The following is an 18,439-nucleotide window of genomic DNA, read 5'->3' on the forward strand; positions in this document are numbered from 1 at the left end:
CCCAGGTAAGTCATTTCATCTTCATCCAGCTATGACAGATTTTCAAGTATAAAGAGAGTACTGCTGAACTCTCCATACCGGGACAGAAGGAGTACCGCCCTTTTACGGATGATCTTGTCGGATTCATGATTCCTTACCAGGGTATAGAGATCTGACAGGCAGAGGCTGAGAGGTATGTTTACAAAAGACTGAATCAGACTGGGCCAGTAGGGGAAATCTTTATCCAGCAGGAACTTTTTCAGAACCGGATAAAACAGAATACTCCCCTCCGGAGGAAGAGAGTTTAATAAATATTCCATCCGGTAGGAACGGAACAGTTTTTGTTCCAGTAACTGCTTCAGAAGGAAAATGCTTTCCGGGTCTTTTCTTTTTATAAGACAGGAAAGGGCTTTATCTTTCAGGTTATTTATAAAGGGGGATTCACCTTTTAAATCAAACACTTTTGCGATGATCCAGGCAAAATTACTGCTGCTCACTCCCCGATGGAAAATCTCGACAGCCAGGAAAAGGGCTCCTTTGTCTGAAAAATTTTCTTTTTTATTCAGAAATGAACTTACCTGATGATCCGCCGCCGCAGAGAGAATCTTTTTTCTGCGAGTCAAGTCTTCCAGGTCGCGTGAGCTTCCCTTCGTGATTAATTGATCCAGAGACCCTGATTTTTCAAGATAAAGGGATGCTGCCAGAATAATACCGGGGTGGGAGTCATTCATAAGGCGGAGCGCCAGATTATGATCATGGGAAGATTTTACATCCAGCAGTTCCAGACAGTGGATTTTTTCTATAACATCCAGATTCTCAGAATAGAGAGTATAGAGATCTGCAAAGTCTTTTTTGATTCTGTATAAGGCTTCCTGTCTGACTTTGAAGACGGGATCCTTTATATAGTGTCTGAAGAGAGTGTTGTAAAGTTTCTGCCTGTCTGAAGATTGGAAGAGTTTTATCATCAGAATCCGGATGTCCTGATGGCTATCCGCAAATTGGTCCCAGAGTATCCGGCGACATGTTTTTGTTTCTGAATAAACAAGGATACTGCAAGCCTGGTAGCGCAGGTCTGGATCGCTGTGCTGAACCAAAAGACACAGATCCTCTTCATATTCAAGAAAGAGCATTTTCCAGGGGGCCTTTTCTTCCTGTTTCTGAAGATCCTTTAATGATTCGCAAAACCAGGGAGTGAGAGGCATACCATCAATGAGGGATTGGAGTGTCTTTTTTCCTTTGGAATTATTTTTTAGAGTCTGAATGTTTTGCATGGTTTCTATCCTGCAGGAATCGGGTTAAGACGAAAAGAGCATGAGCACTGAATTCCACAGCTTTGTACAGGATTTTTTGTCCAAAATGGTTAGTCTCGAGGCTGTTTAACAGTAAAATCTCAGAAATACTCCCTTCTGTTATCAAAGGATAGACCAGGACACTCTGCATCTTACGGTGTAGAAATAATTCCGGAAAAAGGGGATTCTCCCTATTATTCTGTACAATCATCTGTTGGCAGTCCAGAATAAATTCAACCCAGTCTTCATTCGAATCCTCACAACTGGAAGAGATGAAAATTCCTTTGCTTTTTCTGCATTTAATCTTTCCATCATTACCGATGCTATACCAGTGAGCCAGGTCTGATTCTGTCAGGTAGAATGCCTTATCAAGGAGTTGAGGTATGTGTTCGTGTTCCCTCTCCTGGTGAGCAGGGAATAGATTCCTTTCCTCTACTGAGGATTTCATATAGATCTCCCGGTTAGTTCAGGCTCTTTTGAACAGCAAATTTCCATCCATTATATAATGAAATACGATCTTCTTCCTTCATCGATGGTTTAAAAACCTTGTCTTCTTTCCAAATTTTACTTATTTCATCCATGGATTTCCAGAAACCCACGGCCAAACCTGCAAGATATGCCGCTCCAAGGGCGGTCGTTTCGATGGAAAGGGGCCGGATAACTTCACTATCGGATATATCACTTTGAAACTGCATGAGAATATTGCTTCGCGATGCCCCGCCATCGACTCTGATGCTTTTAATTGGAATTTGAGATTCTTCCTGCATTATCTTCATAATATCCCAGGATCTGTAGGCTATCGATTCAAGAGCCGCCCGGCAGATATGCCTTTTATCCGTGCCTCTGGTTAATCCGCTGATAGAGGCTCTGGCTTCCATGTTCCAATAGGGCGCTCCCAGGCCCTGAAAAGCAGGAACAAGATAAACACCGCCGTTATTCTCTGTTTCTTCAGCCAGGGAATCACATTCCGAGGCATTCTTAATCAGATTCAGATTATCCCGAAGCCATTGGACCACGGCTCCACCCATAAAAATACTTCCTTCCAGGGCGTAGGTCGTTTTTCCATTCCTGTTCAATGCAATGGTTGTCAGCAGCCCTTTGCTTGAAGTTATGGGTGTTTCTCCCGTATTCATCAGCATAAAACAGCCGGTTCCGTAGGTATTTTTCACATCACCCCTGTCAAGGCACATCTGACCGAAGAGGGCAGACTGCTGGTCACCGGCAATACCGGCAATGGGGATTTCAACACCGAAGAGTGCCTTATCAGTGGTTCCATAGATCTCACTGGAGGACTTGACTTCAGGCAGCATTGACGAGGGGATCTGCAGTATTTCCAGTAGTTCCTTATCCCATTTCAAGGTATGGATATTAAACATTAAGGTTCGGCAGGCATTGGTCATATCCGTTACATGGACCTTTCCAGCGGTTAATTTCCAGATCAGCCAGCTGTCGATGTTTCCAAAGAGAAGATCCCCTGCTTCGGCTTTTTCTCTGGCACCGCTGACATTCTCCAATATCCAACGAATCTTGGAACCGGAAAAATAGGCATCCATGGGGAGCCCGGTCTTTTCACGGAAGAGGGACTCATAGCCTAGTTCACGAATTTTGTAACAGATATCGGCAGTCCGCTTGCACTGCCATACAATGGCATTGTACACAGGCTTTCCTGTCTTTTTGTCCCAGACGACAGTCGTCTCTCTCTGATTGGTAATACCGATGGCAGCCATTTCATCCAGGCTGATCTTCGTTTCATCCAGCACTTTCATGAGCATATTCTTCTGGCATTCCCAAATTTCTTCCGGATCATGTTCCACCCACTGTTCCCGAGGGAATATCTGAGTAAACTCCTGTTGCGACATGCCGATAATTTTTCCTGATTTATCTACGATGAGAGCCCTTGAGCTAGTCGTTCCTTGATCTAAAGCGATGATATAATCCATAAACTCCCCTAAAACGATCACATAACAATCAATATAAATCATTATCAGTGAGAACCAGGCTTTTGTCCATTAAATATTAATAGCTTAAAAAATAAATATAGGCTTACTATAAAAAAGCCGATAATATGATGATATGAATTTAATTAAGGTTGCAACAGGTCTCTTTTGGTTGGAGATCCCGGAAAAAGATCTCTTCCTTATGTGCGGTTGTCCCATGGACAGCATAAAGCATCTGGAAAATATGAATTTTATTCATAGAATCGATAGAGATGACTGTTATATGGAAAGCGGGCCTAATGCCATCCTCCTTTCGGACCTGGCAGTTCAAAACGGTTACTTTAGTAATCTGGCTGAATTTCCAATCCTTCACATGATGTATAAACAGGGCATGGCTCTTCCGGGTCACCCTGGAAACAAGGGAACAAGTCCCTGGCTGATTGGTACATCCGATCAGGTTAACGCTCAGAATCAATATATTTTCAGAGGCAATTACGGTCTGTCTTCGCGCGCAGAATTTGAAGAGGCAGGCTGTACTAAAGATGAAGTAGACCTCATGTGGAATCTGAAAATGAAATTTAACTTCAATAAGATTCTTAAACCGGAAGACCTGTTAGACACAACTATCATTGACGATGAGGCAGTGGAACTCCGTCCTGATGTATTTCTAAAAAGGACAGGATTAAACTGTTATAAACTTAGTTATAACGATGAAACAGTGGACATCGACCTCAATTTGAAGGACGATGAACTCTATGAACCGCCCTATGCGCTTGAGTCCCGAAAAGTCAGCAGAGAGAATTTTTCAATCATTCATGTGGGAGAGGGGAATGGATGGGATAATACCAGACCCTGTATGGGAAGCATCATATGTTTTGAAGGAAAAATATATCTGATAGATGCCGGTCCCAATATCGAATATTCACTGAATGCCCTTGGAATCAGTGTGAATGATGTAGAAGGGATTTTCCATACACACATTCATGATGACCATTTTGCCGGCTTGACCTATCTGATCATGGCTGACCATAAAATAAAATATTATGCAACCGAAACTGTCATGGCAACAGCCCGCAAAAAATTGGCGGCACTGATGGGGCAGGATATTTCCATTTTTGATCTGGTTTTGGATCCAATCATTCTTGACTGTCATGCCTGGAATAATGTAAACGGTCTGGAAGTTAAACCGCTTTTTTCACCCCATCCGGTTGAGACATCCATCTTTTATTTCAGGGTCATGAGTTCTTCAGGATATAAATCCTATGGTCATCTTGCTGATATTGTCTCCAGCAAAATTCTTAAAAGTTTTATAAGTGATAATCCCCAGGAAGGAATCGCTCAGGAATTTTATGATGATGTCTGGAACAGTTATAAGCAGTATGCTGATATCAAAAAGATTGATGTCGGCGGTGGCATGGTTCATGGAGAAGCCGGTGATTTTAAAAATGATCCTTCGGGGATTCTGATTCTGAGTCACCTTGACCGGCCTTTGAATGTACAGGAAAAAAGAATTGGAACTAATGTGGACTTTGGTTCTGCCCATGTTCTGATACCTGCTTCTGTAAATTATTTAAGGCTTCATGCCTCCAGAATCCTGAACTCTTATTTCCCGGATGCAGGGATATCCGATATAGAAATGCTTCTGGAGTGTCCCATCATCGAATTCCCAGCTAATACTGTCATTGCTGAAGACAGTACTCAGATGAAAGAGGTTTTTCTGATTCTTTCAGGAAAAGTCGATTATGTTTTTTCAGATAACGGTGCAAGTCATGAGATGACCGCCGGGAGTACCGTCGGACTAATGAACGGATTGTGGAATGAACCTATCAAGGGAACATATAGGGCCAGTGCCTTGGCGGAGACCCTGATCATCCCTAAAAATGTGTTCCTCAAGTTCATGAAAAAGACGGATGTCATGGATCAATTGATAAAGGTCAGCAGAATTATATTTGATCTGCGGAATACTCAATTATTGGGGTCTAGAATCTCTAATTTAAAACTCGTGAGACTGGCTCAGAGGGCCGCCACGGTCAATCTTCTTCCTGGTGATACAGTTCCCGGGGGATGGCCGAAGGATCTTTTCATTTTAAAAAAGGGTAGTGTGAATATTTATAACGGAAAAAAGAAGATTGGAAGTATAAAAAAATGGGATTCCTGGGGTGGATACCCGGTTTTTTCGAAACGAAAAGATCTGAATATTGATGCCAGGATCAGCGGTAAAACACCTTGTGATTTCTATCGTATTTCCTATGATGTACTGAAAGATATTCCTGTTGTCCAGTGGAAGTTATTTCAACAATGGTCCTGTTGGGACGCTCATTACTGATTCCTCGCCTTCTCTTGTCAGATCACTCTGGAAATTAATTCTAAATTAGAATAAAGTCCCCCTATATGATTCAAAAGAACATGACTCAGAGTAAAAAATTTGACTGCGTTATTGTCGGTACAGGGCCGGCTGGTCTGGGTGCCGCATTCAAATTGTTGGAACAACGGCGAGATTTTAAAATTCTGATGCTTGATAAATCCAATTTTTCGACAGGCGGTCTTAGAAACGACTGCAAAATGAATTTTACTTTTCCTACCGGTTTTCCCTTGGATAACTGGTCCCGTGAAGAAGCCGAATCCTACCTGGATCAGGTTGAAAATATCCTCAAGCCTGAAGTGTTAAAAAAAGAAAACATCAATATATATGAAAAGAGAGCATTTTCTCTTGGGGTGGAACTCCTGAATATCCGCCAGTCACATCTGGGAACGGACGGCGGCCTGGAACTGATAAAAAAACTCTGCAGCGAACTGGAAACTCTGGGAGTGGAATTTTCTCTGGGAGATGAAGCTGTTCAAGTGGATATCTAGAGTAAAACTCTGATCACCAGCAAGGGCAGTTATGGCTATGAATCCCTGATTATTGCTCCGGGACGACAGGGCTTTCAATTCCTTCAGGACCTTATGAATGATTTGAATATCAACTTCATGGATAATATTGTTGACATCGGCATCCGTGTAGAGACTCGGCTTGAACATTATCCTATTGTCAAAGATTATTATGATCCCAAATTCCATTTCCCTGGAAAGGTTAGAACCTTTTGTACCAATAGCGGGAATGCTCATGTGGTTCAGGAACAGTATAAAACCCATGACGGCAAGAACTTTTATTCCGTTAACGGACATGCCTGGTCACGGAAGAAGAAAGAGGAAAACGGCCTGGTCAATTTTGCCATGCTAAAGACAATCCGGCTCACCGCTCCTTTGGCCAGCGGCCATAAATATGCCGAAATAATCGGTCTTCAAGCGGCTCTTCTAGGAGGCGGGAAACCTATTATGCAGCGTGTCGGAGATTTCCGTCTTTCGAAAAGATCTTCTGAAAAGAGTTTTAATTCGGACTATTACGATTTTGAAGCCACATTGAAGAGCTGCACTCCCGGTGATATTGCCTTGGCAATACCCAGCAAAATAATGAGAGCCATCTGGAAATCCATGAAACAACTGGATACAATTATCCCCGGGGTATTGCACCCCTCAACAATAATGTATTATCCCGAAATTAAAATGTACGCCAATAAACCCGAGTTCCTGGATCGCCATTTCAGAGTTCATGACAGTCTCTTCTTGATAGGAGACGGAGCCGGAACCAGCCGGGGCATAACAGCCGCCTGGGCCAGCGGCATAAGAGCGGCAGAAGGAATCCTTAAGTAATGATTGAAAATAAAAGACTGACCTTTGCAATCATCAGTCACCCCGATGCGGGTAAGACGACAATGACGGAGAAACTTCTCCTCTTCGGGGGCGCCATTCACGCTGCCGGAGCTGTTAAATCCGGAAAATCAGCCCGAAAAACTGTTTCCGACTTCATGGAAATGGAAAAAAATCGTGGTATCTCCATTTCTACCTCTGTGATGGGTTTTGATTACCGGGACCGTAAGGTTAATATTCTGGATACTCCGGGTCATGCTGACTTTTCTGAAGATACCTATAGAACTCTGACCGCTGTAGACAGCACATTGATGGTCATCGACTCGGTAAAGGGTGTGGAAGAGCGGACTCGAAAACTCTGTGAAATCTGCCGAATGCGAAAGACTCCCATCATTACATTTGTGAATAAATTTGATCGTGAGGGAAAAGAAGCTGTTGAACTATTAGATGAGATCGAAGCCGAGTTGAATGTTACAGTCTGTCCCATGAGCTGGCCCGTCGGTCAGGGTAAGGCTTTCAAGGGTGTATACAGCCTGTATGAAAAAAGACTGATTCTTTTTTCTGCCCATGGTGTTCAGGATGAACAGGATGTTATTGAAATTTCAGATCTCAACAATCCGGAATTAAATGACAGGATCGGGGACTATGAAGCCAATAAACTCAGAGAGGAACTGGAACTGATCACTCAGGTATATCCTGATTTTGACCAGGAACTCTATAATCATGGCGAACTGACTCCCGTCTTTTTCGGGAGTGCCATCAATAACTTCGGGATCAGGGAGCTTCTGGATTGTTTTGTCGATATTGCACCCGGACCAGGAGAGTTTGAAACTGAAGGAAGAATGGTAAAGCCTGATGAAAAATCTTTTTCCGGTTTTATATTCAAAATTCACGCCAATCTGGATCCTCGTCACCGTGACAGGTTAGCCTTCATGAGAATAGTGTCGGGAGAATTTGAAAAAAATCATACCTATACTCATGTAAGAACAGGAAAAGGATATAAAACGTCCAATCCTACGGCTTTTATGGCGCAGAGTCGCAATATTGTGGATTCAGCCATCCCCGGAGACATTATTGGCCTTCACGATACGGGAACCTTTAAAATCGGGGATACTCTCACAGAAGGGGAAATGATCCAGTACAAAGGGATTCCCAGCTTTGCACCTCAAATATTCAGAACCGTTGTCAATAAAGATCCTCTTAAGGATAAACAGTTTAACAAAGGATTAGAACAGCTGGCGGAAGAAGGGGTTGTTCAGATCTTTACCAAGGTTGTGACAAAACAGAAACTCATTGGTGTTGTGGGATCCCTGCAGCTGGATGTCATCCAGCATCGGCTCCTCCATGAGTACAAGGCAACGTGTATATTTGAACCAGTTGATTTCCAGACAGCCTGCTGGATCAATGCACCGGATAAGGCGGTTATTGATAAATTTGTCGGTGAAAATCAGAATAAAATTGCTCTGGATGTACGGGGACAATTGATCTACCTTGCTCCCAGCAGATGGATGCTGGACCGAACAGTGGAAGACTATAAAGGATTGAAATACTATTTTACTTCAGATATGAAATAGGAAAGATTGAAAAAAAATATTCAAAGTAGAAACCATTGTCATGTTTGGTTTGTTTGATAATTAACTTTAAATTTATTTACCGGAGTATAAATCCAGAATGATCAACCAGATACAAAACCTCCCAGAGTCGTGTACCAAGATAATTACAGCAGTGCAGGATGAGATGGCCAAAGTCATAGTCGGTCAGAAAACAGTACTGGACAGGATGATAATCGGTCTCATATGCAATCAGCATATTCTTCTCGAAGGAGTGCCCGGTCTTGCCAAGACCCTTATCGTGACCACTCTTGCAAAAATCATATCCCTGGAATCCTCCCGAATTCAGTTCACCCCCGACCTGCTCCCCGCAGATTTAACCGGAACAATGATATACAATCCGGGAAAGGGTGAGTTCTACTCCCGCAAGGGGCCGATCTTTACCAATATTCTACTGGCAGATGAGGTCAACAGAGCACCAGCCAAGGTGCAGAGTGCTCTTCTGGAAGCCATGCAGGAACGACAGGTCACCATCGGGGACGAGACTTTCCCACTGGATGATCCCTTTATGGTTCTGGCAACCCAGAATCCGGTAGAACAGGAGGGAACATATCCTCTTCCTGAAGCACAGGTAGACCGTTTCATGCTGAAGGTGCTGGTGGACTATCCGGAAAGAATCGAAGAATTGGCTATCCTGCGGAGTCAAAAGAATATTTCTGCCCCGGAAATGGTCCATCCTGTGTGTTCTGTCGCAGATATCAGGGCTCTCAGACAAATGACAGATGAGTTGTATATGGATCCCCGTCTGGAAGAGTATATTATTGATATAGTGCAGGCCACCAGATACCCTGCAAAATGGAATCTGGAATTTGCCAATTTTATTCAGATTGGAGCTTCTCCCAGGGCTTCTATTTTTCTTTCCCAGGCTGCCCGTGCAATGGCTCTTCTGAGAGGACGCTCTTATGTTACACCTGGAGATATCAAAGAAATTGCTCCAGATGTTCTCAGACATCGAATCATCATTACTTACGAAGCTGAAGCCGAAGGGCGTGACTCGGATTGGATTATCAGAAAAATTCTGGAGACTCTAGCCGTAGTATGATTGACCGTGAACTGGCCGCCCGGCTGGAGCGGATAAGAGTCCTGACCAGGCGCAAAATAACGGCGGCCTTTGCCGGAGACTACAGCTCGGCCTTTAAGGGACGAGGCATGGAGTTTGAAGAAGTCAGACCCTACCAGCCGGGAGATGAAATCAAATTCATTGACTGGAATGTCACGGCCAGAAGCGGAGAACCCTATATTAAGGTTTTCCGTGAAGAACGGGAACTGAACATGATGATCCTACTGGATCTCTCTCCTTCGGGTCTGTTTTCCTCTTCTGAAAAAAGTAAGAATCAATTGGCTGCCGAGCTCTGTGCCATGCTGGCCTTTACGGCCGTTTCCAGCCATGACAGGGTAGGTTTGTGTGTTTTCACTGATCAGGTTGAAAAGATTATTCCTCCGGGCAGAGGTAACCGCCATGTGATGCATCTGATTAGGGATGTGATGACTTTCAAACCGGAAGGGACGGGGACCTCTCTTTCGGTTGCTCTGGAATATATGAACAGGATCCTCAAGAAAAAAAGCATTCTTTTTCTTATCTCTGATTTTCATGATCAAGGCTATGAAACACATCTGGCCCGGGCGGCTGAAAAACATGACCTTGTCTGTATTCAGCTGCTGGATCCCCGTGAAGAAGAGGCTCCGAAGAGAGGATTGTACCGGTTCAAAGACCCCGAGACAGCTGAGACGATCCTTTTTGATGGAAGGAGTCCCCTCGGGCGCAGTGAGTGGGAGCAGCTCTACAGGAGCAGACAGAATCGCCTTAAAACAATCATCATGGAAAAAGGAGCTGATCTCCTCACCCTCCACGCAGGAGAAGATTGGATTCTTCCTTTAACACGGTTTTTTTTAAGACGGGGAGAGCGACGATAAATGCAGCTTCTGATCTTTTTACTCTTGATCTCCCTTTCCTCATGCGGCAGTCAGAACAATAAAGAGGAAAAGGAAAATTTAATTTTTTCGGGAAAGAACTCCACTCTGGGATGGGAAATAAGGTATCCCGATCAAGACTTCTATTTTTCTGACAGGATCACAATGACACTGACTTTAGAATCCTTCGAATCGGGCCGGCTTTCACTGGAGGCAAAGGAGAATGCCCTCTGGGGTGATTTCCGCGTGTACAAAAGTACATGGAAAAGCCAAAACCACCTTGAACTACTGCTCCAGCCACGGAAAACAGGGGATAGTATTCTCCAGTTTCCTCGGATAACTCTTTCAGATCGAGGGAAATATATTGAAATTCCGGAAGTTCACTTTTCAATCTTGTCTTCACTGAATGAGGATCAGAAACCTATGCCTTTGATTCTTGCCGAAGAATCTTCCCCTACCAGTGGTTTCAGTCTCATCATAATGGCTCTCTTGTCTATAATTCTCCTTCTTACGGGATTTTTTATATACAGAAAAAAAAGGAGGCTCAGGAAAAACTCTTTTATCCCATCCTATGGATTGCCCGAATTTATTGAAGACCAGAGTCCTTCCATTGATCAGGGCATTGATCCCCAACTCTTCTACAGACAGGCCTTCAGATATTTGTTAAAAGATCTGAAAGATCTGCACCCGGCGGTACAATCCTCAGATAGCCCCGCAGATCTATTGAATCATCTGGAGATGCCCTCCAGGTTGAATCAATGGGCTCTGAGAAGCCTGTATCCTTTATTGGAGATCATGGATCAGTGTTTTTATCAAAAGGGAGGGGACGATATTCTTACATCCCGATACAAAGAAGATCTGGGGACACTCACTGAATGGAGTCGATTCAGCAGTGACTACAGATCCGGCGGAGATGATGTCTCATGATCCGATTTGAACAACCCTTCTGGTTTGTACTGATTCTGCTGATTCCTCTGCTCATATATTTGCAGAGAAAGAGTCACATAGGTATTATCTATCCCAGCATCTCCGTTCTACCCCCTGTGAAATCTCCAAGAATCAGGCTGTTTTTTTTAAGGGACCTCCTCTTTTATCTGGCACTCCTGAGTTTTATTGTGGCGCTTGCCGGTCCCTACCGGATACTGGGAGAAGAGAAGGACTATACCAAGGGCTATCTGCTGCAGCTGGTGGTAGACAGAAGTGGGAGTATGGGCAGTTTTATGGATAAAAAAGGAGAAACTGACCGCCTTGATATTGTCAAAAAAGTAGTGGCAGACTTTATTTCCGGAGACGGGAACCAACTCCAGGGACGGCGCAATGACAGGGTTGGTCTCATTTCATTTGCCCGCTATGCCGATACCATGGCTCCTCTCACTGTTTCTCATGACATTGTGATACAACTTGTGGGTACGCTGAAATTGGCTGGTGAAGAGGAGGATGGCACTTCTTTAGGTGATGCCCTTGCCCTGGGTGCTGCCCGGATACGCTCCTACCAGCAGAAAGCAGGCTCGGGTTCCTCCGGGGCCGTACTGATTCTTCTGACTGATGGACAGAACAACAGCGGGACTATGACGCCTATGGAGGCCGCCTCTCTGGCAGCAGAACAGGATATCCGGGTCTATACCATAGGATTTGGTGGAGGATATTACAAAAATGCTTTCGGTATTATCCGGGAAATCCCTCCCGAATACGGCATTGATGAAAAAACGCTCCAGGATATAGCCGACCTCACAGGAGGTCAATACTATAATGCCGGCGTTGAGCGCTCTCTCATGGATGTATATAAAAAAATAGACACTCTCGAAAAAGTAGAGATGGAACAGATCCGATCAACAGAGAAAGATCTTTATTTTTATTCATTTCTGATCACCGCTCTGATTCTTCTTTTTTTAGGTTTTCTTTTCAGATACATTTTATTTAATGTTGTGGAGGATGAGGAATGAGTTTTCTCCGCCCCGCCGCTCTCGTCGCCCTGTTGCTGATCCCCCTTTATCTGATGCTTTTTGCCCATGGCAGGCAGAAAAAAAGGAACTATCTCCTTCTCATGAGCGGTAAATATATTACAAGGGCAAAGCCCGGGATTCCTCTTTTAATGATGGCAGCTCTTGGTTTGATAACCCTTGGTTTGATGCGGCCGGTCTCCAATCCCCGTATGAAAACTGTGGAGCAGAAGGGCCGGAATATCGTCTTTGTCATCGATGTTTCCCGCAGTATGCTGGCACAGGATCTTGTACCGAACAGGCTGGAACGAGCCCGTTATGATATTCTCAATTCCCTCGGCAGCCTTAGCGGGCATAGGGTCGCCCTGGTTGCCTTTGCAGGGACCCCTATCCTGAAGTGTCCCTTGACCCTGGATACTTTTTATTTTTCCCAGGCTCTTTCCGAATTGGGAACCCATAGTGTTTCAAGAGGAGGAACAAACCTGGGAGATGCTGTGAGGACGGTCATCGATGATCTCTTTGATTCGAAGGACAGAGAATCCATGGATATTCTTCTGATTACCGATGGAGAGGATCAGGATAGTTTTCCTTTAGAATCTGCCTCGCGTGCCGGTCAGGAAGGGATCAGGATCATATCCATAGGTTTGGGCAGTTCTGACCGGGGTGCACCTGTTCCCTCTGACAGGGAGGATACGGGTCCTTTGATGTATGAGAATCAGCCGGTCTATTCAAAAGCAGATATGCAGACCCTCACTGCCATGGCCAATGCCTCTGATGGAGGCTGGTCTGTTGCCGTTGAGGATGGAAAAATCCCGATCCAGTCGATTCTCAATAGACTGGATCGTACCGGGGCTCAAAGGAACACCGGGTCTGTAGAGAAATTTATTTATGATGAACACTACCGCTGGTTTCTCATTCCCGGACTTTTCTGTCTTATTCTTGCCTTCCTGATGGAAACGACAAATTTATTCAGGAGAAAGCCGCTGTGAAAGATGTACTTGTCAGCCTCCTTTTTTCGGTTCTATTTCTCATCCCCCTTCATGCGGAAGTTCAACAGAATGCAGATTCGAAACAGACTGGTTCTGCACTGTATCTTTCTGGAGAATATGTTGATGCGGCCAACCGGTTTCTTGCTGATGCTCTCAATGCCCCCCGGGTTGATAAAACATTCAGCTATTATAATGCAGCCCGTAGTTATCATCAGGATTATCTGGTGAACCAGAATATAGACTCCCTGGAAAAGGCCATTTCCGGATACTACAGGGTTCTAGATTATAATCCTGAACACAAGGAAGCACGGATCAATCTTGAACTTGCCAGATTGGAGCAGGAAAAGCTGCAAAAAAAGGAAGAAAACAGAGCAGAGAATCAGCAAAAGGATGATGCAGGAGAAGAGTCAGGACAGGATTCAACCGAGGGAGATCCGTCTTCCCTGGATGATCTTGCTCAAAAGCAGAAGGAATTGTCTGAATCTTCATCATCCGAGGAAAATGAATCACGCCAGAAAGACCTGGCCGAAGAGACCAGGAATGCCCTGGAAAATTCAGAGAACCAACCCTCTGAAGAGGCCCTGAAAGAGGCTCTGGCAGAGCAGCAAAAAGCCCTGGACCAAATGAAAGAGGGAAAAGACGCAGAAGCAAAGGAATCACAGAAAGCCGCGGCGAGGGCTCTGGAACAGGCCGCCGGCGCATCTGAAGCCGCCGGGGATGAAGAGTTACAGGACTCTTTACCTGAGGACCTTCAATCCCTGATCAATCAGGAACAGAGCCGGAATAAGAATGAAGCCAAAGAATTGATTCAAGTGGAGAGAAACTGGTGAGACAGAAAATCCTGATATTGATATTTGCCCTGGGACTGGGCCACTCCTTGTTTTCAGCCACATTGGAAGTCTTAACCGATGTAAATGAAAGCTATCTGGGCCAGTCCATCACTTTAATCCTCCGTATTGTCAGTGATAAACCGGTGGCCAGACCTCAACTGCCCCAGATCACAGGATTCCAACTGAGTGAAGCCGGTGAATCCAGTTATGATGAGAGGTCTATGGGGAGCGGAGGCAGCGGTAGAAAAGTGACCATGGAATATTCCTGGCGCCTCCTTCCTATGCAGACCGGTCAGCTCAGAATTCCCGTAATGTCCTTCGACCTGGATGGTGAGACTCTCAGTTCTAATGAAATCCCTCTGACCATCATTGAGCCGGGGCCTCTGGAGGGATACCATCTTTTCCTCACTGCAGAAGGGGATACCGCCTTTCCTTCCATTCCCCTGCGACTCAGTCTGAAATGGCTCTTTTCATCAGAAGTAAGCCGGCCTGATTTTGTGTTACCCTTTCTTCAGAATGACAAAATTCGGATACAGGATCTGCCTGCTCCCTCTTCATCAGGATCTGATATTTATCAATTCACTGTGGATGGGCATACCCTTTATGCCGTACAATCGGCGGAGATCTATAAAGACGAACAGTATGCCAGCCTGACTATGTCTTGGGACATCTATCCTCTTGAACCCGGGCCTCTGAAACTGGAACCGGTGATCCTCTCTTTTCAGCGGGGCGTTGTGGATCAGTTGGGACGCCGAAATTATAAACCAGGGGTCATTCCTTCCAATCCTCTTGAACTGACCATCCAAGCCCTCCCGGATCAGATGCAATCCTTTCCCGGCGGAATCCTGGTAGCCCGGAATGAACTTGAAATTACGGCATCCCTGGATCAGACAAAAATCTATCCCGGTGATCCGCTGGAACTGACTCTGCAGTTTAAGGGCCTTGTCAGTCCGGCCCTCACTGATTTCAAAGGGGTTGAAGGTCTGAGGGAAATGAAGGGTATTATCAAGACTGATCCTGCCAGCCTGAGTTCCTCTTTGTCTGAAAATAATAAAATATACCATCAGAAAATTCGAATCCAATCTTCCGGAATAAGATCTTTTCCAGCCTTGAGTTTTCCCTATTACAGCCTGGATGCCGGAGAAGTTCGGTTCTGTAGAAGCAATGCAATCCCCCTGACTGTCATGGAACTCGAAGAAACACTCCTCACCGATCAGGCAGAGAACCGGGAGATTCCTGAAGAGACCGGAAAGATATCTCTCAGGTCAAACAGGAAAATTCCATATTTCGGTTCAGGATCCTTCCTTGATGGACTGTATTTGATGAGGTATCGTCTTAGCCTGTTGATGATTCTTCCTTTGCTCTTTCACATTATTTCCTTTCTTTTCAAACAATTCAGAGACTCTGGTAGAAATAATGATCAAGTTAAAAAAGAACTGAATAGAGGCCTGAAGGAATACAGCCTGAAACCAGAGAAGGAGAATGGACTCAGGCTCAGTGAACTCTTTATAAAATGGTTCAGCCAACTGCCTGAAATGAGGAATGTGAAGGATAATTCAAAAGATCTAATGGAAAATATGAAATCAGTCTTGTCCAAAGAACTCTGTTTGGAAATACAGTCCATGTTGGATCATCTGGAACTCTTGTGGAGTCCACAGGAAAACACTCCATCGCATCAGAGTTCTCCTGATGATTTCCAAGATATTCCTGAAAAGATTCTCAGAGAACTGAAGAAAAAAAGGCGGAACAAATGAAAGGATTTACAACTCTATTTCTTCTGTTCCTGATCATCGCCGGAGTTCTTCAGGGAGAGTCTCAAAGTGATCAAAGCCTTGATGAACTCCTTATCTCTGCAGAAACATCTTTTAAATCTGCCCTGGCAGGAGAGGGCTCCTATCAGGAGGCGGTTCAATTATATTGTCAGGCCGCAGACAGGATGACGAGACCCAGTGCTTCCCTTTATTACAATCTAGGAAATATCCTGCAGCTTGACGGTGAATCTTCAGCCGCCCTGATGGCCTATTCAAAAGCATTGAGCCTTTCACCTACTGCACCGGATATTCTTTCAAACCGGAATCATCTACTGGAAGAATTGAAGCTTCCCCAGGCCCATTTTAATCTGCCCGAAACTTTCATCTGGGGAGTTCTCTTTCTGACAGGCACCCCCTGGGGATGGGTTATTTTTATTATTTTAACTCTATTCAGCTGCAGTCTGAGTCTTCTGTCTCTCCTGAATAAAAAATATTCTTTCAAGATCTTGATCTTGATTGTTTCTCTTATGGCTGTCTTTATGGTCCTTTCCCTGGGAAGCTGGGAGAACAGAACGGACTCTCTGGCCGTCGTCAGCCTTGAGAACAGCGTCTTGAGAGGGGGGGACAGTCAGATGTATGAAGTGCTGGTGAAGCTGCCGGCAGGGACAGAATTGATTATACTGGAAACAAGGCTGAACTGGTCCAGGGTCAGGGTGACGAGTTCAGAACATACAGGATGGATAGAAGGAAATCATATTATGAATGCAGAAGATCTCATTGAAAGATACAAATAGAACCATTAAGTTATATATTGAAAAGTAAAGGATTCAAAAGATATGAAAGAAAATGTAGCCATATTGGGAGCCAGCCAAAAGAAGGATAGATATTCATATAAAGCATTTCAGATGCTTCTGGAATATGAACACCGGGTATTTCCGGTTCACCCCGTACTCAAAGAAATTGAGGGGCATACCGTCTATTCATCCATTAAAGATATTGAGGAAAAAATTGATACCCTCACAGTATATGTCAGTCCCAAATGGATCACTCCTCTGATCACCGAGATTGTCACACTGAATCCCGGTCGGGTTATCATGAATCCCGGTACAGAATCCGACTCTCTGAAAGAGGCTCTGGATCAGGCAGGGATTCCCTGGATGGAAGCCTGTACACTGGTCCTTCTCAGGACCAGTCAGTTTTCCTAAGGAATATCCGGGAGAGAAGCAAGGGCATCCTCAAGAATTCCAGCACTCAGAATCTCCGGGAGCAGCTTCGCATCCTCCCCGGGGAGAAAAAGAAGATACAAAGGGACTCCCGCTCTGTTATACCTGAATATCCATTCCATTGCGACAGGATGGCTCACCGTGAGGTCAGCTTTCATGGTGCGGATTCCTTTCTGTTTAAAAAGTGATTTTATCTTATCAGTTGACAGCACTGTTTTTTCATTGACTTTACAGGACGTGCACCATTCAGCAGAGAATGCCAGAAAGAGGGGAGTCCCCTCATCCCGAATCTCCTGAATAACTTCAGGATCAAAAGTTTCCCATTCCTTATTCTCCGGCTTCAAGCCAGTCCCCTCGGAGGATGTTCCGAAATTCAGAAGAAAGAATCCTGAAATGAAGATCATGAAGAGGGGGAGTATTCTGAATACATTTCTCCAAACTTTTTTGCGGCTTTGACGGCTGCTCCAGCCCCAGATCCAGGCAGCCACGGCGAGAATCAGCAGAAACCAGAGAACAGATCCAAAGTCAGATCCAATCTGCTTGATCAGAGTGGAGCTGAGATACACCACAGTTCCCATCATAAGGAAGGCCATGGATTCTCTGAACTTATCCATCCATTTTCCCGGCTTGGGGAGCAGCTTAAAAAAACCTGGAAAAAATCCCAGAATCAGGAAGGGGATAGAGAGGCCGAGACCGGTCAGTGTCATGATCAGAAAAATAATGATTCCAGGCTGTGAAAATGCAAATCCCATGGCTGTTCCCAAAAATGGAGCACTGCAGGGAGTGGCAACAAACACAGCAAATATCCCGGTAAAGAAGGAGCCGGTATATCCTTTTTTCCTGGAAAGGCTATCTGCCTTATTCATTCCTGTTGACGGGGGAATGAGAATAAAGACCTCAAATAAGGAGAGGGCAAAAAGAAAGATGACCCCTGTGAGAATGGTGAGAAACAGAGGACTCTGGAATTGGAACCCCCAACCCAGAAGTTTCCCCGACTGCTTCAGAATTACAATGACCAGTGTCAACACCCAGAAAGAGACAAGAATCCCAGCCGTGTAGAGCAATCCATGCTTAATTAAAACGGGTCGTTTTTCTCCACTCTGGCTGATAAGATTCATGGCTTTTACAGAAAGGAGGGGGAGGACGCAAGGCATAAGATTGAGCAGGAACCCGCCAAAGAGCGCCATAAGCAGGAAAATCCATAAAGAGGAGCCTGTGTCCTGTTTTATAGGATTCCCTGCGATATTCAGTGAAAAATTCACTTCCTGCGCGTCGGGGAAATAACAGATT

At 44.8% G+C, this 18,439-nt stretch carries 17 protein-coding genes; 13 read left to right on the forward strand and 4 right to left on the reverse strand.

Annotated features, from left to right (window positions below):
• Positions 1-29: 29 nt before the first annotated feature.
• The 3 genes from PF479_RS08510 to glpK are packed head-to-tail and all read right to left on the reverse strand — an operon-like array spanning position 30 to position 3,208.
• Positions 30-1,250, reverse strand: coding sequence for a hypothetical protein (locus tag PF479_RS08510; RefSeq protein WP_298004910.1), 1,221 nt, complete (start codon positions 1,248-1,250; stop codon positions 30-32).
• Positions 1,222-1,716 carry a hypothetical protein gene (locus tag PF479_RS08515; RefSeq protein ID WP_298004913.1) on the reverse strand — a complete coding sequence of 165 codons (495 nt, stop codon included), beginning with the start codon at positions 1,714-1,716 and terminating at the stop codon, positions 1,222-1,224. The genes PF479_RS08510 and PF479_RS08515 overlap by 29 nt, the downstream gene beginning before the upstream one ends.
• A gap of 13 nt (positions 1,717-1,729) precedes the next feature.
• Positions 1,730-3,208 carry a glycerol kinase GlpK gene (gene glpK / locus PF479_RS08520; RefSeq protein WP_298004915.1) on the reverse strand — a complete coding sequence of 493 codons (1,479 nt, stop codon included), beginning with the start codon at positions 3,206-3,208 and terminating at the stop codon, positions 1,730-1,732.
• Between the two features lie 133 nt (positions 3,209-3,341).
• Here glpK and PF479_RS08525 point away from each other — a divergent pair, with 133 nt between their 5' ends.
• From PF479_RS08525 to PF479_RS08580, 13 genes are all read left to right on the forward strand, one after another.
• Complete coding sequence (locus PF479_RS08525; RefSeq protein ID WP_298004918.1) at positions 3,342-5,531, forward strand: cyclic nucleotide-binding domain-containing protein; 2,190 nt, start codon at positions 3,342-3,344, stop codon at positions 5,529-5,531.
• A 65-nt stretch (positions 5,532-5,596) separates the two neighbouring features.
• Entirely contained in the window at positions 5,597-6,058 is a 462-nt protein-coding gene (locus PF479_RS20760; protein ID WP_367277217.1) for an FAD/NAD(P)-binding protein, read from the forward strand.
• A 93-nt stretch (positions 6,059-6,151) separates the two neighbouring features.
• On the forward strand, positions 6,152-6,898 hold the full coding sequence (locus PF479_RS20765; RefSeq protein ID WP_367277218.1) for a hypothetical protein: 747 nt from the start codon (positions 6,152-6,154) through the stop codon (positions 6,896-6,898).
• Positions 6,898-8,469 carry a peptide chain release factor 3 gene (locus PF479_RS08535; protein WP_298004920.1) on the forward strand — a complete coding sequence of 524 codons (1,572 nt, stop codon included), beginning with the start codon at positions 6,898-6,900 and terminating at the stop codon, positions 8,467-8,469. The genes PF479_RS20765 and PF479_RS08535 overlap by 1 nt, the downstream gene beginning before the upstream one ends.
• 97 nt (positions 8,470-8,566) lie before the next feature.
• Entirely contained in the window at positions 8,567-9,547 is a 981-nt protein-coding gene (locus PF479_RS08540; RefSeq protein ID WP_298004923.1) for an AAA family ATPase, read from the forward strand.
• A complete protein-coding gene (locus tag PF479_RS08545; protein WP_298004925.1) occupies positions 9,544-10,419 on the forward strand; it encodes a DUF58 domain-containing protein in 876 nt (291 codons plus the stop codon). Before PF479_RS08540 ends, PF479_RS08545 begins: the two co-directional genes overlap by 4 nt.
• Positions 10,420-11,343 carry a hypothetical protein gene (locus PF479_RS08550; RefSeq protein ID WP_298004928.1) on the forward strand — a complete coding sequence of 308 codons (924 nt, stop codon included), beginning with the start codon at positions 10,420-10,422 and terminating at the stop codon, positions 11,341-11,343.
• On the forward strand, positions 11,340-12,359 hold the full coding sequence (locus tag PF479_RS08555; protein ID WP_298004930.1) for a VWA domain-containing protein: 1,020 nt from the start codon (positions 11,340-11,342) through the stop codon (positions 12,357-12,359). The genes PF479_RS08550 and PF479_RS08555 overlap by 4 nt, the downstream gene beginning before the upstream one ends.
• On the forward strand, positions 12,356-13,345 hold the full coding sequence (locus PF479_RS08560) for a VWA domain-containing protein (RefSeq protein WP_298004933.1): 990 nt from the start codon (positions 12,356-12,358) through the stop codon (positions 13,343-13,345). The genes PF479_RS08555 and PF479_RS08560 overlap by 4 nt, the downstream gene beginning before the upstream one ends.
• Entirely contained in the window at positions 13,342-14,175 is an 834-nt protein-coding gene (locus PF479_RS08565; RefSeq protein WP_298004936.1) for a hypothetical protein, read from the forward strand. Before PF479_RS08560 ends, PF479_RS08565 begins: the two co-directional genes overlap by 4 nt.
• Entirely contained in the window at positions 14,172-15,929 is a 1,758-nt protein-coding gene (locus PF479_RS08570) for a BatD family protein (protein WP_298004939.1), read from the forward strand. The genes PF479_RS08565 and PF479_RS08570 overlap by 4 nt, the downstream gene beginning before the upstream one ends.
• Positions 15,926-16,720, forward strand: a complete 795-nt coding sequence (locus PF479_RS08575) for a hypothetical protein (RefSeq protein WP_298004942.1) — start codon at positions 15,926-15,928, stop codon at positions 16,718-16,720. Before PF479_RS08570 ends, PF479_RS08575 begins: the two co-directional genes overlap by 4 nt.
• 42 nt (positions 16,721-16,762) lie before the next feature.
• Positions 16,763-17,131 carry a CoA-binding protein gene (locus PF479_RS08580; RefSeq protein WP_298004943.1) on the forward strand — a complete coding sequence of 123 codons (369 nt, stop codon included), beginning with the start codon at positions 16,763-16,765 and terminating at the stop codon, positions 17,129-17,131.
• Here the strand turns inward: PF479_RS08580 and PF479_RS08585 are convergent.
• A partial coding sequence (locus PF479_RS08585; RefSeq protein ID WP_298004946.1) for a thioredoxin family protein occupies positions 17,128-18,439 on the reverse strand: 1,312 nt, incomplete at its 5' end. The two genes, PF479_RS08580 and PF479_RS08585, sit on opposite strands and share 4 nt — an antisense overlap.

The organism is Oceanispirochaeta sp., from assembly GCF_027859075.1.
GTDB lineage: Bacteria > Spirochaetota > Spirochaetia > DSM-2461 > DSM-2461 > Oceanispirochaeta.

Excerpts from the sequence above, each read along its gene's own strand:
- PF479_RS08550 (WP_298004928.1), top strand. The coding sequence starts at position 10,420 with ATGCAGCTTCTGATCTTTTTACTCTTGATCTCCCTTTCCTCATGCGGC.
- PF479_RS20765 (WP_367277218.1), top strand. The coding sequence starts at position 6,152 with ATGAATGATTTGAATATCAACTTCATGGATAATATTGTTGACATCGGC.
- PF479_RS08540 (WP_298004923.1), top strand. The coding sequence starts at position 8,567 with ATGATCAACCAGATACAAAACCTCCCAGAGTCGTGTACCAAGATAATT.
- PF479_RS08535 (WP_298004920.1), top strand. The coding sequence starts at position 6,898 with ATGATTGAAAATAAAAGACTGACCTTTGCAATCATCAGTCACCCCGAT.
- PF479_RS08555 (WP_298004930.1), top strand. The coding sequence starts at position 11,340 with ATGATCCGATTTGAACAACCCTTCTGGTTTGTACTGATTCTGCTGATT.
- PF479_RS08545 (WP_298004925.1), top strand. The coding sequence starts at position 9,544 with ATGATTGACCGTGAACTGGCCGCCCGGCTGGAGCGGATAAGAGTCCTG.
- PF479_RS20760 (WP_367277217.1), top strand. The coding sequence starts at position 5,597 with ATGATTCAAAAGAACATGACTCAGAGTAAAAAATTTGACTGCGTTATT.
- glpK (WP_298004915.1), bottom strand. The coding sequence starts at position 3,208 with ATGGATTATATCATCGCTTTAGATCAAGGAACGACTAGCTCAAGGGCT.
- PF479_RS08580 (WP_298004943.1), top strand. The coding sequence starts at position 16,763 with ATGAAAGAAAATGTAGCCATATTGGGAGCCAGCCAAAAGAAGGATAGA.
- PF479_RS08510 (WP_298004910.1), bottom strand. The coding sequence starts at position 1,250 with ATGCAAAACATTCAGACTCTAAAAAATAATTCCAAAGGAAAAAAGACA.
- PF479_RS08560 (WP_298004933.1), top strand. The coding sequence starts at position 12,356 with ATGAGTTTTCTCCGCCCCGCCGCTCTCGTCGCCCTGTTGCTGATCCCC.
- PF479_RS08515 (WP_298004913.1), bottom strand. The coding sequence starts at position 1,716 with ATGAAATCCTCAGTAGAGGAAAGGAATCTATTCCCTGCTCACCAGGAG.
- PF479_RS08525 (WP_298004918.1), top strand. The coding sequence starts at position 3,342 with ATGAATTTAATTAAGGTTGCAACAGGTCTCTTTTGGTTGGAGATCCCG.
- PF479_RS08575 (WP_298004942.1), top strand. The coding sequence starts at position 15,926 with ATGAAAGGATTTACAACTCTATTTCTTCTGTTCCTGATCATCGCCGGA.